Origin of the sequence: Actinomyces sp. oral taxon 448 str. F0400, assembly GCF_000220835.1 — a bacterium.
GTDB lineage: Bacteria > Actinomycetota > Actinomycetes > Actinomycetales > Actinomycetaceae > Actinomyces.
Genome location: NZ_GL985606.1, coordinates 222,944 through 241,473, shown reverse-complemented (window position 1 = coordinate 241,473; position 18,530 = coordinate 222,944). Strand labels below are relative to the sequence as shown.

The following is an 18,530-nucleotide window of genomic DNA, read 5'->3' as shown; positions in this document are numbered from 1 at the left end:
AACCCCATACCACAGATGAGTCTCATACGACTACGACGCCGGCGTTTTTTCGCTCTTGCCGCTGCGGGGACCGCCGGCGGGGCCGTGACGCTCGGTGCGGGGGCGTGCTCGTCCCCGTCGACGTCCTCCACGACGGCATCCTCAACGCCGCCGGTGCCCGACGGGTGGGCACGGGCCACCGCCGGGCACGCCGCCTTCACCATGCCCGAGAACTGCCAGCAAGTGCCCCTGCCCGACGACGCCCCGCTCGGCTACTGGGACTGGGTCGCGCAGGACTCACCCACCCTGGACGACACGTCCGTCACCTACCGGATCGGCGTCATCACCCAGGGCCCCAGCGCCGTATTCGACAATCCACCCACCGATGACACCGAATTCGTCGCCCGGAAACTCGGCGTGAGTTCACTGTTCGGAAGGAAGATGCTGAGCACAGGGGCTTCCCCCTACCAGGTCGAGGGCATCCCCGACCAGCTGTGGCGCATCGACTACTTCCCCATCGGCGGATCGGCGGATACCAGCGAGGACAAGAATTACCTCTTCGTCGCCCAGGACGACGGCGAACCGGAGATCATCGTCATCGGCCTGACCGGCCTGACCATCACCGAGGACTTCCTGACCACCTTCACCTCCGGAATCGAGGTCCTTCATGACTAACACCACCCGCCACGCACTCCCCCTGCCCGTGACCCTGCTAATCGCATGGGTCGTCGGCATCGCCGTCTTCCTGGCCCTGCGCGCCCTGACCACCCTGATCCCCCAACCCACCGATTCCACCCTCACCCTCGCCTAGGTCAGCGCCTCCCTCACCGTGGTCGTCCTCGTCCCGACGGGCACCTCCCTCGCCAGCGCCCTGACACTGCCCCGCACCCGAGCAGGCAGCCTGCCCCTCACCCTCGCCAGCGCTCTACCAGCGCCGATCCTCGCCTACACCTACATCGGCCTGACCCTGCCCAGCTTCCTCTCCCACCGCACAACAACCATGATCGGCTTCCCCATCATCGGAATCGTCGGGGCCCTCATCGGCACCCTGCCCCCCTGGCTCATCCGCCGCCACCGCGCCGAACGCCACAGCCTCACCGACTGACGCGCACCACTCTCAAACCACCTGACAACCACCCACCAACCTACACGCGAACAACCCCGCGGAGACTCGCAGCGCCGGCGCCCTCAGCGGGAGGCCGGCGTGTAACGGATGAGCGTGCCGTCGGCGGGGGAGTAGCCGATGACGGCATCCCCGCTCACCTGATCGAAGACGGCGCCGTCGCCGGGATCGAGTCCCGCGAAGTCAATCCGCCTGCCGGTGGTGCCGTCGAACATGAGACTGAAAGTGCCCAGATCGGTCGTCATCTCGGGGCCGACCGTCACGGCGCGGCCCGACGGGGAGGACCTCACCGTCTTCAAGCAGGAGTTCTCCACCTTCTCACCCGTGAGATCGGGGACGGTGATCGTCGCCTGGGATGGGAGCACATCCACCTCCTCCACGCAGTCCTGGGAATCGGTCCTGTACTCGGCCGGCAGATCCGACTTGTCGGAGTTCTCCCACAGGGCCTTGTACCGGCTGAGTTTGCGCGGGGCGGGCGCGTAGACCGGCATCTGGTCGTCCTCCCAGGACAGCGTCTCCTTGATCTCACCGGTCGGGTCCCCGCCCGAAGCGCTGTAGGTGAATATGCGATAGGTCCTGCGGTCCGCGGTGGCGCGGATCAGCCAGCCGTCGCTGGCGCAGGCGATCGCCCACCCCGCCACGCCGTCCATGGGCACGTTGAGCTTCACCTCCTTGCCCGTGGTGAGATTGACGGCCGCGTGGAAGCCGACGATGGCGTATTCGTCCCGCTCGCGCTGGTAGACGGTCAGCTGACGGCTCACCGCGCGCGAGATGCCGTCGCTCGCATCCGTCAGAGTCGTCGACCACCTCGGCTTGGCGCTCTCCTCGGAATAGGCGCTGCAGGCATCACCGGTGTCGCAGGCGATGGCGGTGTCCCCGGCGACGACCACCGACTCGTTCTCCGCCCACGGCGCTCGCCCGGTGGCGCCGGTGGAGATGTTGTAAAGGGTCGTGCCGTGGATAAGAGTGTTCTCTCCCCACAGCAGGAAAGTCGGAGGCGTCTCCTTGCTCGCGCCCGTATCGGTATCCCCGCTCGTATCGAGGGACGCCGTCCACGCCCGCGTCAGACCGTCGTCATCCGCCGCGTAAGCGGTCATGGTGGTGTCGGACGTGCCGTAGTCCTCCAGGGACAGGACATGGTCGGAGGTGGTCAGGACCTGGGCGTCGGCGGCGATCGTCGACGCCCACTGCTGCGCGGCTCCCCGTGACCATGCGTCCGACGGGGAGGCGTAGGGCGCGATGTCACGAACCTCCTGCCTGTAGTTCCTCCCCCCGTTGATGGTGATGCCCCCGCCGATGACGACGCACAGGGTGACCACTCCGGCGATGCCAGCGGCGACGATGGTGCGCCACCCGGTTCGCGGGCGGACATCGGGGGCGAGTGCGGGCAGGCTCATAACCCGATGGTAGATCGACGGATGTATTCTTCGCGCCCGGGTCAGTCGACGATGCCGTAGAGGCGGTCGCCGGCGTCGCCCAGGCCCGGGACGATATAGGCGTGCTCGTTGAGCCGATCGTCCCGGGCGGCGGTGACGACGGTGACGTCGGCGCGTCGGCCGACGCTCGCCTCCAGAGCCCTGATGCCTTCGGGTGCGGCGATCAGGCAGATGGCGGTGACATCGCGCGCGCCCCGCCCCAGCAGGTACTCGACGGCGGCGACCAGGGTGTGACCGGTGGCGAGCATGGGATCGATGATGAAGCACTGGCGGCCCGAAATATCGTCCGGCAGGCGGTTGGCGTAGGTCTCGACCTCGAGAGTGTCATCATCGCGCCTCATGCCCAGGAAGCCGACCTCGGCGGTGGGAAGCAGGCGAGTCATCCCCTCGAGCATGCCCAGACCCGCCCGCAGAATCGGCACGACGATGGGCCGCGGCTCGGCGAGACGACGGCAGTGGGCGAGCGCCACCGGCGTGGTGATCTCGACCTCCTCGGTGCGCACGTCCCGGGTGGCCTCGTAGGCCAGGAGGGTCACGAGCTCGTCGACCAGCTGGCGGAAGACGGCCGACGGCGTCCCCTGATCACGCAGGACGGAGAGCTTATGGTCGATGAGCGGATGATCGGCAACGTGCAGACGCATGAAGTTAGCCTACGGCGTACCGGCGCCGGCGGGCGGCCCGGCCGGATCCGCGCGGATGACGGCCAGGGCCCGGGCGAGGCACTCGCGCAGGCAGGCCGCCGACGGATGATCGCGGCGGTCCCCCCAGGCGAGGACGGCCTCGACGGCGACGCCGATCATGGCCCGAGCCCGGGCGCGGGCCGCCAGGCCCGCCCCCGGCAGGCGGCGCTCGAGGACCCCCGTCCAGGCGGTGGTGCGCTGCCACAGGGCGTCCTGGAGGGCCGGGCTGTCGCGCACCAGCCGGACCCTGCGGGCCAGGTCGTCCAACCACTGGTCGGCGTCGACGAGCAGGGCGTCGAGGGCGATGTCGATGTCGAGCGGTTCGCCGACGCCCTCCGAGCGGGGGGTCAGAGCCCGGTCGAGCGCGCGGATGGTGGCCCCGGTCGGGGCGATATCCAGAACGACGGCCTGCTTGGTGCCGAAGTGGCGGTAGAAGGTCATCGGCGAGACGTCGGCGGCTTCGGTGATCTGCTCGACGGTGACGGCGTCGAAACCGCGAGCGGTGAACAGGTCCAGGGCGGTGCGTCGAATGGCTCGACGGGTGGCGAGCTTCTTGCGGGCGCGCCGGCCGCCCGAGGTGCTGGTCATGAACGCGATTGTACGAAGGCCCGCGACGCCGCGAGAACGAGCAGAAGCCCGGCCGCAACCGCTGCGACGACGGCGCAGACGGCCAGGACCGCGTCCATGGCGTTCACGTAGGCGGCAGACGCGGCCGCGCGCACGGCCTCGGCGGCGGAACCGGGAAGCCGGCCGGCGGCGGTGAACGCGGCGGTCACCGACTGGGCCGCCGCGGCGCTGACGGCGTCGGGCGGGCCCCCGAGGAGCGCGACGACGCCGTCGGCGTAGCGGTGACCGGTCAGGGAGCCGAGCAGGGCGACGCCGCAGACCGCGCCGAGCTGACGGAGGGCGTTGAGCAGGGCGGCGCCGGCGCCGGCGCGTTCGTCGGGCACCGCCCTCATAGCGGACTCAATGCCGTAAGACTGACCGATCCCCAGGCCCAGGCCGGCGACGAGCAGGCCCCAGAGCATCGGCCGGTAGCCGCCGGTCGTCGACGTGGTCGAGCACAGCCACAGGCCTACGGCCGTCAGCGCCATCGCCGCGGGCAGGACGACGCCGCGCACCGGACGGCCGCGTTCGGACAGGGCGGAGGCCGCCAGCGCCCCGACCACGGCGGTCCCGGCGACGGGCATGAGCATGAGGCCGCCGGTCGCGGCGTCGTGGCCCAGAACCGTCTGCAGGTAGTCGGGGGCGACGAACAGCAGCCCGAACAGCACGAAGTTGATACCCATGAGCGTCAGAGCCGGCAGGCGGAAGCGACGACGGGTCAGCAGACCCAGATCGGTCAGACGATCGCGGGCGCGGGTCTCGATGAGCACGAAGCTGACCAGCAGCACCGCACCCGTCGCCAGCGGCCCCCACGTGGCGGGTGCGGCCCAGGCGTGCTCGGCGTTGATCAGGCCCCAGGTGATCAGGGCGAAGCCGGCCGCCGAGGTCGCCAGTTGCGCCAGCGGGAGCGACAGCGGTCCGCGGTTGGCGGGCCGGGTGCGGGGGAGGAGCGTCAGGCACAGCGCCAGCACGAGGAGAGCGACGGCGATGTCGAACCAGAACATGGCCCGCCATCCCCACCGGTCGATCATGGACCCGCCGACCAGCGGTCCCAGGGGTGCGCCAACGGCGCCGGCGGCCGTCCAGATCGCGGTGGCGGCCGCGCGTCGGCCCCGGGTGACGATCTGCGGGATCAGCGCCAGCGACATGGGCGTGAACACCGAAGCGGCCAGGCCCATCATCACGCGCGCCACGACGAGAACCCCGACCGCCGGTGCCGCGGCGGCCAGGACGGCCCCGACCGCGAACAGGGCGATGCCGCCGGTCAGCAGACGACGGTGGCCGAGGCGATCGCCCAAAGCGCCGCCGGGCAGGAGAACCGACAGGAACGCCAGGTTGTAGGAGGAGACGATCCACTCCAACTGGCCGGTGTCCGCGCCCAGACCCGAGGTGCTCGCAAGGCCGGCGAGCCCCGCGGAGCCCGCCGCGGGGTCGAGCGGCCCCGCGGATATGGCCGGGAGGGCCACGTTGATCATGGTCGTGTTCGTGTACAGCAGCACCATGCCCAGGGAGAGGGCGCCGAGGGCCGGCCAGTTGTCGTGCACGTCCCGTGTCCCCTGTGTGTGAGTCTCTCTCATAAGTGTGATGATAACGTGATCGGTTTCGAGCAGTGATGTGATGTGATCCCCATTTTGGCGGTCATTCGTCGTGTGCGGCAGGCTGGCGGTGTGAGGACGGGGCTTACCGAGGCGCACTACGGCGCCGCCATGGATCGAGCCCTCGCCCTGGCCGCCGCCGCGGGCCGGGCGGGGGAGGTGCCGGTGGGCGCCGTCCTCCTCGACCCCGGCGGCGGGCTCGTGGCTTGCGCCGCCAACGCCCGTGAGGCCGAGAACGATCCGACGGCCCATGCTGAGACGCGCGTCCTGCGCGCGGCCGGGGCGGCGCTCGGCGACTCGCACCTGGACGGCTGCACCCTGGTGGTCACACTCGAGCCGTGCACCATGTGCGCCGGCGCGATCCGGCTCGCGCGCCTCGCGCGGGTGGTTTTCGCGGCCTGGGAGCCGAGGACCGGAGCATGCGGCAGCGTGCGCGACGTCCTGCGCGACTCGCGCGCCAACCATCGCGTCGAGGTGGTGGCCGGGGTGCGCGCCGAGGAGGCGGAGGAACTGATGTGGCGCTTCTTCGCCGGACGACGGTAACCTCGCGCGGCGGCCTCGCGCTGCGCGGCAGCCCCGCGCCGAAGTCGACATTCTGGGCTGAGGTCGACGACGCCGCCGTCGACCTCGTACGAGAATGCCGACCTCGCGGCATGTGCGTGTGTGCGGTTGCAGTCGTGAGCGACCTCGCACCCGCCGCGAATTGGGCCGGGCGCCGCCCGCCGTGTAACCTCGACGCAGAGGTAGCGTGTCCGAGCGGCCGAAGGTGCAGATCTCGAAAGTCTGTGTGGTTCATAGCCACCCTGGGTTCGAATCCCAGCGCTACCGCCACGCCGTCCCCGGCGCCTCAGCAGAACGAGGTCCCGGGGACGTCGCGTCGGACCCGGCGGGAACATGCTGATCAGCTCCGACGTCGGCCCGTGCCCCGCAGAGCCGGTGCCGTCCACGGGTCCTGCGGCCAGGCGTGCTCGGGGCAGCGCCCCCGGAGCTCCGCGCGCACCTGCCGGTAGGGGCCCGCCCGGAACGGATGCGGATCGTCCGTCACCGCGACCGGCCGCCACGCCGGGGACAGCAGGTGGATGAGCAGCCGAGAACCCTGCCGGAGCGCGCGCCTCCCCCTCACGGCGGAGGCGCCGTCGAGAAGACCGGTAGGCTACCCACCGGACCGCATGCGGGGAAGGAGGACACGTGACCCTGCAACCAGTAACTGCCCCCTGGGACGACGACCCCGACGGGGCCTCGATCCTCCTGGCCACCGGCCGCCCGCACCATGACCTCCTCGTCATCGCCGAACCCTTCTTCCTCACCGAGCTCGGCGACGCCTGGGGCCGCCCCTCCTTCAGCGTGCGCCTGTCCTTCCTCCCCGGTGTGGCCGCCCCCGGCGCCCCCGACCAGGAGGACTCCCTCCAGACCTACGAGCACGACGGCTTCAGCGTCCTCATCGCCCGCGGCCGCACGAGCCTGTACGAGGGCCGATCCGCCCGCCGCACCACGTCCTTCGCCCGCACCGCGGCCGCCCGCGTGCGCACCGCCCTGCTCGTCACCCGCGCCACCGGCCTGGGCGGCGCCGTCGGCGACTTCCTCCCCGTCGGCGACCACCTCAGCCTCACCGGCGCCCCACTCTTCCCCGCCAACGAGCCGGCTGAGGCCTCATGGGACGAAGCCCTCACCGCGCGACTGGCCGCCCTCGACGGTGTGCGCGAACCCGGCGTGCTCGCCCTGGTCCCGGGGCCGCTGCGCCCCACCCGGGCCGAGGCGGGCGTGCTCGCGGCGCTGGGCGCCGACGGGGTCGTCACCGACTCGGTCGCCGAAGCCATGGTTCTGGCCTCACGCGGCGTGCGCGTCGCCGCCCTCGCCTACGTCGACGCCGTCGCCGAAGGACGGCACGCCGCCGGACGCCGCAGTGCGGGACAGCATGCCGGGGCACACAGTGCCGGCCTCACCCGGGTCCCGGCGCCCGACGTCGTGCGTGCCGCGATCGAGACCATCCTGACAGCCGTCCGCTGAGCCCTCGCGCTACACCGGCTGTGCCGTCCGCTGAGCCCTCGCGCTACACCGGCTGCGCCGTCCGCTGAGCCCTCGCGCTACACCGGCTGCGCCGTCCGCTGAGCTGAGCCGGGCGGGTCCTGGACCGACCGCCGATCGCCGTCCGCGGGCCCGCAGCCGGCAGCGCCGCCCGCCTGCCGGACCGCCCGTCCCCGCGCTTGCGCTCCGGCTAAAGTTCGCCCGTGAAGCCTTTCATCCTGCTCGCCACCCGAGACGACAACGGCCCCGCGGATGCCGAGTACGAAGCCTTCCTCACCCGCACCGGCCTCGACGAGCGCGAGCTGCGCCGCGTCCGCCTCGAGTCGACACCCATGCCCGAATTCGACCTGGACGCCTTCTCGGGCATCATAGTGGGCGGATCGCCCTTCAACACCACTACCCCGGAGGAGCGGAAATCCGCCACTCAACGTCGCGTGGAAGCCGAGTTCAACACCCTGCTCGACCGCGTCGTCGCCGCCGACTTCCCCTTCCTGGGAGCCTGCTACGGCATCGGCACCCTCGCCCGGCACCAGGGCGCCGTCATCGACAGCACCTACGCCGAAGAGGTCGACGCTCCCGAGATCACCCTGACGCCGGCCGGAGCGCACGACCCGCTGTGCGCCGGCATGACACCGGTCTTCCAAGCCTTCGTCGCCCACAACGACGCCATCCTCGTACCCCCGCCCGCCGCCATCGTACTGGCCACCTCCGAGCCCTGCCCGGTCCAAATGCTGCGGATCAAGAACAATCTCTACGCCACGCAGTTCCACCCCGAGCTCGACGGCGAAGCCTTCGCCCACCGGCAGGCCTTCTACGCCGACCACGGCTACTTCGACCCGGACGAGCTGCCGGCCGTCCAGGCCTGGACCCGGGCCCAGGACGTCAGTCAGTCCTGGGCCGTCCTGCGCAACTTCGCCGAGCACTACGCCCGCTCCTGAGAGCCCGCCGACCGTCCGGCGCGATGGCCCGTGAGCGGCCGGACGGGCCGGATCCGGCCAGCGGGAATTGTCAGGCCCGACGGTTGGTTGACGCCGGGAAGATCCGAAGATCCCTAGTCGTCGAAAGGATCGTCATGTCCCGCATCGTCATCATCGGAGGCCACGGCAAAGTCGCGCTCCTCCTGGCCGAACTGCTCGCCGCCCGGGGGGACGAGGTCATCTCCCTCATCCGCGATCCCGCTCAGGCGGCTGACATCAGCGCCACCGGGGCCACGCCCCTGGGCCTGTCCGTCGAGGAGGCCACTGAGACCGAGCTCGCCGCGGCCCTCAAGGGCGCTGACGCCGTCGTCTGGTCCGCCGGGGCCGGCGGCAAGGGAGGACCCGCGCGCACCGACGCCGTCGACCGTCGCGCCGCCATCCGTTCCATGGAGGCCGCGCGTGCCGCCGAGGCGTCCCGCTACATCATGATCTCCTGGATCGGCTCCCACGGGGGCGAGCCCCTCGCCGCCGACCACCCGTTGCACACCTACGCACAGGCCAAGCTGGCCGCCGATCGCCACCTGCAGACCACGGGGCTGGACTGGACCATCGTGGGGCCGGGCACGCTGACGCTTCAGGAGCCGACGGGCCGCATCGACGTCGGACGCCTGGAGGCCGGCGCCTCCGGGCCGACCTCGCGGGCCAACGTCGCCGCGGTGGTCGCCGCGGCCCTCACTGAGCCCGCGACCATCGGCAGGGTCATCCCCTTCCGCGACGGCGACACCCCGATCGAGCAGGCCCTCGCCGACGTCCCGGCCGAGCTCGCCGACCTGTCCTGAGCCGGTCGGGATCGCCCTCCCGGCACCGAGATCGACATTTTCGTACGAGGTCGACGACGCCGTCGTCAACCTCGGCCCACAATGTCAATCTCGACGGAGAGGAGGCGCGGGGGCTACCACCTGGTGGTGCCGGGCCGAACGCCGACGACGGCGAGTTCGGCGAGCATCCGGGCGCCGTGGTTGTACCAGGCATCGCGCCACGTCCACCGCGCCACCGGGTAGCCCAGACGCCACAGCGCCCGCTCGCGCCTATGCTCCTTGAGGACCGTCTCCTCAGTGGCACGCCCGTAAGTCTCCCGGTGATACTTGGCCTCGCCGTCGAACTCCGAGACCGGGTGAGGCTGGACGATGCTTTCGGGCCAGAAGTAGTCGGTTCGTGCGAGACCGACCTCGGTGCGGACCTCATACTGGAGGACGGGGCGCGGAATGCACGCCTGCCACATTCGCACCCGCGAGAGCGACTCCCCGGGCGACTCGGACGAGGGATCAGCCAGGCGCACGGCGGTGCGGGCGACGCGCAGACCGCGGGCGCCGGCGGGGAGCCGATCGAGGGCGGCGGTGAGTTCCTCGCGTGTGCACAGTCGATAGCGCAGAGCGTGGTCCATGGCGCACACGCCCTGGACGAGGCCGCCCCAGCGAGCCAGATCGACACATGTCGTGGCGGCGTCGGTGGCGGGCTGCGTTCCGACGAGGGCGGTGAGGGAGCCCTGGCGGGCGTGTCGTCTCAGAAGGGAGGTGCGCCTGCGCTCGTTGCGTCCCCCGAGGCACTGGACGCGCTCGGGCAGACGGCCGACGACGGGCAGTCCGAGCGCAAGCGCGGCGGAGGCGCCGGCGAGGACGAAGCCTCCGTGCTTGCGGACGGCGGCGTCGACCAGCGCGAGGTGACGGTTGTCGTCACTCGTTCGATGCCAATCGCCGGCGGGGACGTAGACGCCGGGGGCGACCCTGTGCCACGTGGGGTCGCGCTCGGGACGCGGCCAGCCGAGGTCGGCGCACTCGGAGGACAGGCGGGCCGTTGGCGCGGGACCGCTGGTGCCGCGTGCAGGGCGCGGGGTCAGGACGTCGGAATTCACTGATTCATGATGGGGCTGGACGTTCTCTGCGCGCCTATGGGCTCCACAGGGCGGATGGGCCGGGGGCTTCGAGGACGCTTGTGGAGCCCTCGCGGAGGGAGCTCTCGCCCTACCTCCGGCGCCTCCCCCCCTCTTCGCCGCTGGCCCCGCCGAGATCGACATTGCGGGCCGAGGTTGACGACGGCGTCGTCGACCTCGTACGAGAATGTCGATCTCGACGCCAGGAGGAGGCGGAGAGGGGGCGCGGGGTCAGGTGAGCGCCTGCGCGATCGGCGCCAGCGCCTGACTCGTCCCGCTGTGCACGTGCACCCCCGCCAACTCGTCGACAGCGGTCGGCCCCCGGTTGATGACGATGAGCTCGGCGCCGTGCGCCAGCGCCTGGCGCACGATCCACAGCCCGGTGAGCACGGCCAGACTCGTGCCCGCCACCAGGACGACGTCGCACGCCCCGGCGGCCTCCATCGCCTCGCCCATGGCCGCGGGCAGGCTCTCGCCGAAGAAGACGATGTCGGGCTTGAGCAGACCGCCGCACGCCTCGCAGACCACCGCTTCGAAGTCGCAGGCCTCGGCGGACGCCCGATCGGCCTCCGGTGTGATCGCGATGCGCGCCGGGTCGCTCTCGCGCGGGTAGTCGGGGTTGGCCGCTGCCAACCGTTCGTCCAGCTCGGCGCGGGGCGTGACGCGCCCGCACCGCAGACATACGACCCGGTCGTAGGCGCCGTGCAGCTCCCAGACGGTGCGTTGACCGGCCCGCGAGTGGAGTCGGTCCACATTCTGGGTGGCGACGCCGGTGACCAGCCCCGCCTCCTCCAGACGGGCCAGAGCGGTGTGCCCCGGCGTCGGGGACAGCGGCTCGAGAAGCCGCCACGTGGCGTGATTGCGGGCCCACACCCACCGGTACCACACCGGGTCGGAGACGAACTGGTCGTAGTCCACCGGGTCGACCGGCGTCGTCCCCACGCCTCGGTAATCGGGGATGCCGGCGTCGGTGGAAATCCCCGCCCCCGTCACCGCGAGCGTACGCCGCCCGGCCATGAGTCGGACGACGGCGTCCACAGCGCTGCTCGGCTCACTCATGGCATCCGGTCTACACCGTCGGCCCCGGTGACGGCCAGTCCCAGGACGGATGGGCCGCGCCATGAATGCGGAGGAGACTAAGGCCGACTTAGACGAATCGGCCCCTCGGGGGTGATGAGATCGCGAGATCCTGGGAGCGCCGGGCCGCCACCCGGTAGCGCGCGATCAGTCGCGCGAGAAGTGAGTCACGAAGTTGCGGATCACCCGTCCGGCCACATGCTCGGACTGGCTTCGGGCCTCGGACACGATGCCCTCGATCGTCCCGGGCTCGCCGTAGCCGGCGTCGGAGTACACCGCGACCCGCTGAGCGAAGCGCTCCGCGTCGAGTTCGGGATTGAACTGGCTGCCGTACACCGCCGCACCCACCCGGATCATCTGGACGGGGCAGTCGGGCGAGGAGGCCAGCAGGGTCGCATGGGCCGGGACATCGCCGACCCCCTCGTGGTGGCCGACCAGCGCGGTGAAGGTCTGGGGAAGACCCTCCAGCAACGGGTCGTCGCGTCCCTCGGCGGTCACGAAGATCTCGGTGGCGCCGAGCTCCTCGCCGAACTCCCGGGAGGTCGAGGCGCCGAGGTAGCCGGCGAGGACCTCCAGTCCGAAGCCCGTGGCGAGCACCGGTACCCCCTCCTTGAGCGCCACCGCCAGCAGTTCGCGGACCTGAGCCTCAACGCGCATCTGCGAGCGGGTCTTGGCGCTCTGCGGCGTGGAGACGTTGTAAGGGCTGCCGCCGATGAGCACGCCGGAGACGTCCCCGGCGGTGAAGGCATCCAGGAAGTCGACTTCTTCGAGGAGCACGTGGTGGAGATCCTCTCGTCGCAGGCCGCTCTGGATGAGGAAGGACTCATACTCGTTCTGCGCCGCCTCGAACTCGGGGCGGGTCGACACCATGATGAAGGGCTTCATCCTGCCAGCTTAGGGGGTTCGACGGTCATGTCTCAGAAACATCTCACGAGCCTCGGGACACGCTCTGATCCTGCATCGGAGCGTGCATCATGACGCCGCGTCGTGCGTCAGGCCGTGCACGGCGCACGTCAGGCCGTATACGAGGTGATCCACCACATCCACAGCCACCCGACGGTCGTCGCGGAGCCGACGATGACGCCCAGCCACGCCTGGGCGTGCCCCGTGGCGTAGCTCCCCCGCAGGCGACGCAGCGCCCACCACCCGCTCAGTGCGGCGAGTGCTCCGAGGAAGGGCACTGGAGCGAGCACGGTCAGGATGAGGCTGATGGTGGCGACCGGGTCGGTCCGCTGCCTCGGCGCCTGGTAGCCGGGACCGGCGAAGATCTCGCGCGGGTCGAGGACCTCGGTGCCCGGGAAGACGAAGCCCTCCGGAACGATGCGCGTCGGGTCGATGTCGACGGGCTGCTGCTGGCTCATGGCGTCATTATGTGCAGTGTGTGCACTGAGATGGACTTTTCTGGCTGAGATCGACGACGCCGTCGTCGATCTCAGCCAGAAAAGTCCATCCGGGCGGCGGGCACCCGCCCCGTCAGCCGTTGACGCCGCCCGTCGGGGCGGTCGGGTTCGTGGTCACGGTGGCGCAGGCGGTCGGAGCGGTGATGGAGTCCCCCGCCTTGATCTGGGCGATCTCCGCCGCGGTGAGCATCTCGTTCTCGTTCTTGTAGTCGTTGCCGAGCACGATGCTCACGGTGGTATCGGTGGTCTCCTGGGTCTCATCGATCTGGACGATGATGTCGCCGGTGAAGATCTTGGCCACGGTGTATGCATTGGTCAGTCCGGCCTGCGAGGTGGTCAGCTCGATCTCCCCGTCGTACTGGCCCTTGGGCCAGTCGGTGGAGTTGTTCACGGTCATCCCGGCATCGGACAGCACATCGGCGACTCCGCTGGCCAGTCCCGTCGTATCCGAGCCGTTGTAGACGTTGACGGGGATCGCGATCACGTCGCTCGTCGTCGTGTCCGAGGCCGGACACGGCTGGACCACCGGCGTCGCGTCATCCTTCGCGGAGGAGAAGCCGGGATCGTAGGGGACCGGGAGCACTCCGGACCACACCAAGAAGGAGATGATCACGAGGAGTGCCATGATCGTGATCATCCCGCCGATGACGGTGGTCTGCCGGTGCTTGAGCCGACGATGGTACTCGGCCCGGGGGTCTGGAGAGCTGCTCACGCCCCCAGGGTAATGGACGGGCGGCCGAGTCAGGGCCGCGGCGGCGGAGGAGGAGAGGTCGGGCGCCCCGCGTCGTCGACCTCCAGGACTCGGGCGTGGATCGCGGTCCGGCCCTGAAGGGCGGCGCGCAGGGCCCGGTGCAGGCCCGTCTCGAGGAAGAGGTCGCCGTGCCATGAGACGACATGCGCGAACAGATCGCCATAGAAGGTCGAGTCGTCGTCGAGGAGGTTGCGCAGGTCCAGCGTGGTCCGAGTGGTGGTGAGCTGGTCGAGGCGGACTTGACGCGGGGGGATCTCGGCCCAGTCGCGTTGCTCCGAGAGCTCATGCTCCGGGTAGGGAGCTCGCTCGCGGACTGCCTTGAAGATCACGCCTCCATGCTAGCGGCCGCGTCGGCGCCCGACGTGCGGGCGGTCGTCGGGCGCGTCACGACGGGCCCGGCTCGCGGCCGCCCCATGTGCCGCGGCCGCCCCGTGGATTGAGCCCGACGACGTCGGCTCCGGGGCGGGCCTGGCCCCGTGCGCCTTCGCCTGGGGCAGGACGAGCGGCTCGGTGAGGTAGTGCTGGACGGTGGGGCCCACGACCTCGACAAGATGGTCGACGCTCGCCTCCGCCAGCGGATCGAGGCGCAGGAGGTAGCGCATCATGGCCAGCCCGACGATCTGGGAGCCGACCAGAGTGGCGCGCTCGCGGGCGTGGGGGACGGATACGCCGGCCTGTGCGAGGGCCTGGGCGATGGGACCGGCGATCTGCTCGGTGGCGTAGGTCTGCACGGCCTTCGGCGCGGAGTCGTCGGTGGCGATCCACCTCAGGAGCGCATGGAAGGTCGCGCCGCCCTCGGAGTCGTCCCAGGTGGTCATGGCCAGGCGGACCAGCCGCGGGCCCGCGGTGCGGATGTCGCCGGAGACGATCTTGGCGATCTCCTCGCTGGCCCGAACCTGCAGATTCATGGATGCGCTGAAGAGGTCCCCCTTGGTGCCGAAGTAGTAGGACACGAGGGCCGGATCGACGCCGGCGGTGCGGGCGACCCCGCGGATCGTGGTGCGGGCGAACCCGCGGGCGAGGAACGAGTCGCGGGCCGCGTCCAGAATCGCCTGACGCGTTGATTCAGAACCCGCAGCCGACGACCGGGGGCCCCGACGACGGGGGACGGCGGGGTCCGGTTCCGCGACCCCCGTGACGCTGCTCATGGTGCGAGGTTATGTCGAGCAGGCGGCTCCGTCTCGAATTCGCCGAGAACGATTCTCCATCTTCCGGGTGTCTTCACTGCGACGACGAACCGCGGCGCAGTCGCCCCCATTTTCGTCATATTGAACGTGCGCTATTCAACATTGTTGAGGGCCGTCAGCGCGATCGGCCGCGGCGCGCGGCGACAGCGGCGCCGTGCCAACGGAAAACGACTGGGACTCAAGTCCTAACTCGGGATTATTTCAACGCCGTTGAACGTCGCCGACGGTGATCGATACCGTCCCACCGGATCCGATGACGAGGTCCGCGCGCAGTCGAGAGGATGAATGATGAGCTCCGACAGCATCACCGCAATCCCCGCAGTCCCCGCAAACAGTCGGGCCGCCGACGCCTGCGCCGTGCCCGCCCCGGCCGACGCCTGCGCCGTGCCCGCCCCGGCCGATGACCGAGGCGCCGACGACCGCCTGACCCTGGGACTCGACGTCGGCTCCACAACGGTCAAGCTCGTCCTCATGCCTGAGCAGCGCGCCGGCGAGGAGACGCCCGCCCCGCTCATGGCCGAGTACCGCCGTCACAACGCCGACGTGCGCGGCGAGGTCACCCGGCTCCTGAGCGGGGCCGCCGAGCGCTTCCCGAACGCCGTCGTGCGCGGCGCCGTCACCGGCAGCGCGGGATTGAACCTGGCCACTCTCATGGGCCTGCCCTTCGTGCAGGAGGTCATCGCCGAGACCCGCACCGTCCAGGTCAAGAATCCCGAGGCCGACGTCATCGTCGAGCTCGGCGGCGAGGACGCCAAGATCACCTACCTCCACCCCACCCCCGAGCAGCGCATGAACGGCACCTGCGCCGGCGGCACCGGCGCCTTCATCGACCAGATGGCCCAGCTGCTCCACACCGACGCCTCGGGCCTGAACGACCTCGCAGCCTCCTACACCACGCTCTACCCGATCGCCTCGCGCTGCGGAGTCTTCGCCAAATCCGACCTTCAGCCGCTGATCAACCAGGGCGCCGAACCCGCCGACCTGGCCGCCTCGGTCCTCCAGGCGGTCGTCACTCAGACCATCGCGGGTCTGGCCTGCGGGCGCCCCATCCGCGGCAACGTCATGTTCCTGGGCGGCCCCCTCCACTTCCTGCCCGAGCTGCGCACCGCCTTCGAGCGCTCCCTGGCCGACCAGGTCGACTCCTTCACCTGCCCCGACGACGCCCAGCTCTACGTCGCCGTCGGCGCCGCCCTCATGGCCGCCGGCGAGCCGACCAGCCTCACCGAACTGTCCACGCGTCTGGCCACCCGCACATCCCTGAACCTGGCCACCTCCCGCATGCGCCCCCTGTTCGCCGACGCCGACGAACTGACGGCCTTCCGCTCCCGCCACGCCCGCGCCACCGTTCCGCGCACCGGCTGGCCCGCCCCGCCCGCCGGCTACGATCCCGACGCCCTCGGCGACGGCTCCGGCGTCCCCCGGGCCGACTGCTTCCTGGGCATCGACGCCGGGTCGACGACCATCAAGGCCGTCGTCCTGGACGCCGACGGGAACATCTGCTGGGAGCACTACGCGGGCAACGAGGGCGACCCGGTGACGGCTGCCGTCGAGATCCTGCGGCGCATCCACCTTCACATGCCCGACCATGTGCGCATCGTGCGCTCGTGCGTGACCGGTTACGGGGAGTCCCTGGTCAAGGCGGCCCTGCACATCGACGAGGGAGTCGTGGAGACCATGGCCCACTACCGGGCCGCCGCCCGGCTCAACCCCGAGGTCACGTCCGTCATCGACATCGGCGGGCAGGATATGAAGTACTTGCGCATCCGCGGGGGCGCCATCGACTCCATCAGCGTCAACGAGGCCTGCTCGGCCGGCTGCGGCTCATTCCTGCAGACCTTCGCCCAGTCCATGGGGCAAACCGTCCAGGAGTTCGCCGAAGCGGCCCTGAGGGCCGAGCGCCCGGTGGATCTGGGATCCCGGTGCACCGTGTTCATGAACTCCTCGGTCAAGCAGGCGCAGAAGGAGGACGCCACCGCCGGCGAGATCAGCGCGGGCCTGTCCTACTCGGTGGTGCGCAACGCCCTGTACAAGGTCATCAAGCTGCGCGATGCCGACCAGCTCGGCGACCACGTGTCGGTCCAGGGCGGCACCTTCCTCAACGACGCTGTTCTGCGCGCCTTCGAGCTGCTCACCGGACGCGAGGTCGTGCGGCCCGACGTCGCCGGCCTCATGGGCTGCCTCGGCGCGGCTCTGACGGCCCGACTCACCTACGACGGCGCGCCCGGGACTCTCATGAGCCTCGCCGAGCTCTCCCGCTTCAGTCTGACCACCGAGACATCCGTGTGCAAGCTGTGCCAGAACCACTGCCAGCTGACCATCACCACCTTCTCCGACGGCCAGAGGCACGTTTCGGGCAACCGGTGCGAGCGCGGCGCCACCCAGGAGCGGCGCGCCACCAAGTCCGACATGCCCAACCTCTACGACTACAAGTACCGGCGCACCTTCGCCTACCGGCGTCTGCGCCGCGGCCAGGACACCCGCGGCGAGATCGGTGTTCCGCGGGTGCTGGGCATGTACGAGAACTACCCGTTGTGGTTCACGATCCTCACCCGGCTCGGATTCCGGGTCATGATCTCGGGGCGTTCCAACCACGAGCTGTTCGAGTCGGGTATGGATTCCATTCCCAGTGAGAACGTGTGCTACCCGGCCAAGCTCGCCCACGGGCACGTCCAGTCCCTCATCGACAAGGGCGTCAAGACCGTCTGGTTCCCGTGCGTCTTCTACGAGCGCGAGCTCGTCTCCGGGGCCGACGAGCACTTCAACTGCCCGATCGTGGCCACCTACCCCGAGGTCATCCGCACCAACGTCGAGCAGATCAGCGACGACGGCGATGGGGGCGGGGGCGACGCCCGCCCCGGCGGCGTGCGCATGCTGTCCCCCTTCCTCAACCTGGGCGACCCCGCCAAACTGGCCGAGCGGCTCGTGGAGGTCTTCGCCGACTGGGACGTGACCCTGCCCGAGGCCCGTCGGGCCGTGGCCGCGGGCTTCGCCGAGGACGCCGCCTTCAAGGCCGACGTGCGCGCCGAGGGGCGCCGCACCCTGGAGTGGATGCGCGAGAAGGGCCGCAAGGGCATCGTGCTGGCTGGCCGCCCCTACCACATCGACCCCGAGATCAACCACGGCGTCCCCGACGTCATCAACACCCTGGGCATGGCGGTCCTCTCCGAAGACTCCATCCTGCCTGAGCCCGAGGTCACCGGCGTCGACGAGCCCGACGGGGCGGAGCACGCGGTGGCGGGCGGGGCGCTGTCCCGCGCCGTCGCCTCTATCCGTCGCGGTCCGGGCCGACGCCGGAAGGATCCGCAGGCCCCCGCCGACTGGTCCGACGTGCGCGCCGAGGGTCTGCCCAGCCCCGAGGCGAGCGTCGCAGCCGAGGGCGGGCGGCACCACCTGCGCGTGCACGACCAGTGGGCCTACCACTCCCGCCTCTACCGGGCCGCCGAGTTCGTCACTCGCGCCGACGACCTCGAACTCGTCCAGCTCAACTCCTTCGGCTGCGGCGTCGACGCCGTCACCACCGACCAGGTCCAGGAGATCCTCGAGTCCGCCGGGGGCGTGTACACCACTCTCAAGATCGACGAGGTCTCCAACCTCGGCGCCGCCACCATCCGGCTGCGCTCCCTGGCCGCGGCCAGCGATGCCCGGCGCCATCAGCGGAACGACGAGCGGTCCGCAGCGGTCGACGGTGGGACGGACGGGCGCAGTGACGCGCCGGCGCTTTCAGACGTCGGAGCCGGCGGCGCAGGGCGGACGCCGGCGGATCTGCAGAACGACGCCGTCGAGATCGATACGAGCCTGCCCGACCGCCCCGCCGCGGCGTCGTC

General features: G+C 70.6%; 20 protein-coding genes and 1 tRNA gene. 9 read left to right on the top strand and 12 right to left on the bottom strand.

Annotation, left to right across the window (positions count from 1 at the left end; translation table 11 throughout):
• The 3 genes from HMPREF9062_RS01130 to HMPREF9062_RS01125 form a co-directional block, all read left to right on the top strand.
• Positions 1 to 654: hypothetical protein (locus tag HMPREF9062_RS01130; protein WP_216584398.1), on the top strand; the 654-nt coding region annotated here is incomplete at its 5' end.
• Positions 647 to 790: a hypothetical protein gene (locus HMPREF9062_RS12735; RefSeq protein WP_009409772.1), complete on the top strand. Its 144-nt coding sequence runs from the start codon at positions 647 to 649 to the stop codon at positions 788 to 790. The genes HMPREF9062_RS01130 and HMPREF9062_RS12735, both read left to right, overlap by 8 nt.
• 18 nt (positions 791 to 808) lie before the next feature.
• The gene (locus HMPREF9062_RS01125; protein WP_009409771.1) at positions 809 to 1,084 is read left to right on the top strand and encodes a hypothetical protein; all 276 of its coding nucleotides are present in this window, start codon (positions 809 to 811) and stop codon (positions 1,082 to 1,084) included.
• A gap of 83 nt (positions 1,085 to 1,167) precedes the next feature.
• Here HMPREF9062_RS01125 and HMPREF9062_RS01120 read toward each other — a convergent pair whose 3' ends face one another.
• The 4 genes from HMPREF9062_RS01120 to HMPREF9062_RS01105 are packed head-to-tail and all read right to left on the bottom strand — an operon-like array spanning position 1,168 to position 5,401.
• Positions 1,168 to 2,499 carry a hypothetical protein gene (locus HMPREF9062_RS01120; RefSeq protein WP_009409770.1) on the bottom strand — a complete coding sequence of 444 codons (1,332 nt, stop codon included), beginning with the start codon at positions 2,497 to 2,499 and terminating at the stop codon, positions 1,168 to 1,170.
• Positions 2,500 to 2,540: 41 nt separating this feature from the next.
• The gene (gene upp / locus HMPREF9062_RS01115) at positions 2,541 to 3,179 is read right to left on the bottom strand and encodes a uracil phosphoribosyltransferase (protein ID WP_009409769.1); all 639 of its coding nucleotides are present in this window, start codon (positions 3,177 to 3,179) and stop codon (positions 2,541 to 2,543) included.
• Positions 3,180 to 3,188: 9 nt separating this feature from the next.
• A complete protein-coding gene (locus HMPREF9062_RS01110) occupies positions 3,189 to 3,806 on the bottom strand; it encodes a TetR/AcrR family transcriptional regulator (RefSeq protein ID WP_009409768.1) in 618 nt (205 codons plus the stop codon).
• The gene (locus HMPREF9062_RS01105; protein WP_009409767.1) at positions 3,803 to 5,401 is read right to left on the bottom strand and encodes an MFS transporter; all 1,599 of its coding nucleotides are present in this window, start codon (positions 5,399 to 5,401) and stop codon (positions 3,803 to 3,805) included. The genes HMPREF9062_RS01110 and HMPREF9062_RS01105 overlap by 4 nt, the downstream gene beginning before the upstream one ends.
• Before the next feature lie 129 nt (positions 5,402 to 5,530).
• Here HMPREF9062_RS01105 and HMPREF9062_RS01100 point away from each other — a divergent pair, with 129 nt between their 5' ends.
• Together HMPREF9062_RS01100 and HMPREF9062_RS12730 are read left to right on the top strand one after the other, a co-directional pair.
• Complete coding sequence (locus tag HMPREF9062_RS01100) at positions 5,531 to 5,962, top strand: nucleoside deaminase (RefSeq protein WP_172634853.1); 432 nt, start codon at positions 5,531 to 5,533, stop codon at positions 5,960 to 5,962.
• Between the two features lie 199 nt (positions 5,963 to 6,161).
• Positions 6,162 to 6,250 (top strand) — tRNA-Ser (locus HMPREF9062_RS12730).
• Between the two features lie 70 nt (positions 6,251 to 6,320).
• Here HMPREF9062_RS12730 and HMPREF9062_RS12320 read toward each other — a convergent pair.
• Complete coding sequence (locus HMPREF9062_RS12320) at positions 6,321 to 6,542, bottom strand: ATP-dependent helicase C-terminal domain-containing protein (protein WP_083819989.1); 222 nt, start codon at positions 6,540 to 6,542, stop codon at positions 6,321 to 6,323.
• 65 nt (positions 6,543 to 6,607) lie between these two features.
• On the opposite strand from HMPREF9062_RS12320, the gene HMPREF9062_RS01095 reads away from it, so the two are divergent.
• From HMPREF9062_RS01095 to HMPREF9062_RS01085, 3 genes are all read left to right on the top strand, one after another.
• Positions 6,608 to 7,426 carry a phosphorylase family protein gene (locus tag HMPREF9062_RS01095; protein ID WP_034253459.1) on the top strand — a complete coding sequence of 273 codons (819 nt, stop codon included), beginning with the start codon at positions 6,608 to 6,610 and terminating at the stop codon, positions 7,424 to 7,426.
• A 221-nt stretch (positions 7,427 to 7,647) separates the two neighbouring features.
• A complete protein-coding gene (locus tag HMPREF9062_RS01090) occupies positions 7,648 to 8,382 on the top strand; it encodes a glutamine amidotransferase (protein ID WP_009409765.1) in 735 nt (244 codons plus the stop codon).
• A 134-nt stretch (positions 8,383 to 8,516) separates the two neighbouring features.
• Complete coding sequence (locus tag HMPREF9062_RS01085; RefSeq protein WP_009409764.1) at positions 8,517 to 9,200, top strand: NAD(P)H-binding protein; 684 nt, start codon at positions 8,517 to 8,519, stop codon at positions 9,198 to 9,200.
• 113 nt (positions 9,201 to 9,313) lie between these two features.
• On the opposite strand, the gene HMPREF9062_RS01080 is transcribed toward HMPREF9062_RS01085, so the two are convergent.
• The 7 genes from HMPREF9062_RS01080 to HMPREF9062_RS12015 form a co-directional block, all read right to left on the bottom strand.
• Positions 9,314 to 10,273 (bottom strand): hypothetical protein, encoded by a 960-nt coding sequence (locus HMPREF9062_RS01080; protein ID WP_009409763.1) that lies wholly within the window; start codon positions 10,271 to 10,273, stop codon positions 9,314 to 9,316.
• Positions 10,274 to 10,522: 249 nt separating this feature from the next.
• Positions 10,523 to 11,350 (bottom strand): Sir2 family NAD-dependent protein deacetylase, encoded by an 828-nt coding sequence (locus tag HMPREF9062_RS01075; protein WP_009409762.1) that lies wholly within the window; start codon positions 11,348 to 11,350, stop codon positions 10,523 to 10,525.
• Between the two features lie 165 nt (positions 11,351 to 11,515).
• Positions 11,516 to 12,253 carry a glutamine amidotransferase-related protein gene (locus HMPREF9062_RS01070; protein ID WP_009409761.1) on the bottom strand — a complete coding sequence of 246 codons (738 nt, stop codon included), beginning with the start codon at positions 12,251 to 12,253 and terminating at the stop codon, positions 11,516 to 11,518.
• 128 nt (positions 12,254 to 12,381) lie between these two features.
• Positions 12,382 to 12,729: a DUF4190 domain-containing protein gene (locus tag HMPREF9062_RS01065; RefSeq protein WP_009409760.1), complete on the bottom strand. Its 348-nt coding sequence runs from the start codon at positions 12,727 to 12,729 to the stop codon at positions 12,382 to 12,384.
• 112 nt (positions 12,730 to 12,841) lie between these two features.
• On the bottom strand, positions 12,842 to 13,480 hold the full coding sequence (locus tag HMPREF9062_RS01060; RefSeq protein WP_034253455.1) for a LytR C-terminal domain-containing protein: 639 nt from the start codon (positions 13,478 to 13,480) through the stop codon (positions 12,842 to 12,844).
• Positions 13,481 to 13,509: 29 nt separating this feature from the next.
• Positions 13,510 to 13,848 (bottom strand): hypothetical protein, encoded by a 339-nt coding sequence (locus tag HMPREF9062_RS01055; RefSeq protein WP_009409758.1) that lies wholly within the window; start codon positions 13,846 to 13,848, stop codon positions 13,510 to 13,512.
• Between the two features lie 9 nt (positions 13,849 to 13,857).
• On the bottom strand, positions 13,858 to 14,667 hold the full coding sequence (locus HMPREF9062_RS12015) for a TetR/AcrR family transcriptional regulator (RefSeq protein WP_009409757.1): 810 nt from the start codon (positions 14,665 to 14,667) through the stop codon (positions 13,858 to 13,860).
• A gap of 510 nt (positions 14,668 to 15,177) precedes the next feature.
• Between HMPREF9062_RS12015 and HMPREF9062_RS01045 the strand changes: the two genes are divergently transcribed.
• Positions 15,178 to 18,530, top strand: a 3,353-nt coding sequence (locus HMPREF9062_RS01045; protein ID WP_253270724.1) for an acyl-CoA dehydratase activase-related protein, incomplete at its 3' end; no start/stop codon positions are given.

Coding starts and splice junctions, on each gene's coding strand:
- HMPREF9062_RS12735 (WP_009409772.1), top strand. CDS start 647: ATGACTAACACCACCCGCCACGCACTCCCCCTGCCCGTGACCCTGCTA.
- HMPREF9062_RS01120 (WP_009409770.1), bottom strand. CDS start 2,499: ATGAGCCTGCCCGCACTCGCCCCCGATGTCCGCCCGCGAACCGGGTGG.
- upp (WP_009409769.1), bottom strand. CDS start 3,179: ATGCGTCTGCACGTTGCCGATCATCCGCTCATCGACCATAAGCTCTCC.
- HMPREF9062_RS01110 (WP_009409768.1), bottom strand. CDS start 3,806: ATGACCAGCACCTCGGGCGGCCGGCGCGCCCGCAAGAAGCTCGCCACC.
- HMPREF9062_RS01105 (WP_009409767.1), bottom strand. CDS start 5,401: ATGAGAGAGACTCACACACAGGGGACACGGGACGTGCACGACAACTGG.
- HMPREF9062_RS01100 (WP_172634853.1), top strand. CDS start 5,531: ATGGATCGAGCCCTCGCCCTGGCCGCCGCCGCGGGCCGGGCGGGGGAG.
- HMPREF9062_RS01085 (WP_009409764.1), top strand. CDS start 8,517: ATGTCCCGCATCGTCATCATCGGAGGCCACGGCAAAGTCGCGCTCCTC.
- HMPREF9062_RS01075 (WP_009409762.1), bottom strand. CDS start 11,350: ATGAGTGAGCCGAGCAGCGCTGTGGACGCCGTCGTCCGACTCATGGCC.
- HMPREF9062_RS01070 (WP_009409761.1), bottom strand. CDS start 12,253: ATGAAGCCCTTCATCATGGTGTCGACCCGCCCCGAGTTCGAGGCGGCG.
- HMPREF9062_RS01065 (WP_009409760.1), bottom strand. CDS start 12,729: ATGAGCCAGCAGCAGCCCGTCGACATCGACCCGACGCGCATCGTTCCG.
- HMPREF9062_RS12015 (WP_009409757.1), bottom strand. CDS start 14,667: ATGAGCAGCGTCACGGGGGTCGCGGAACCGGACCCCGCCGTCCCCCGT.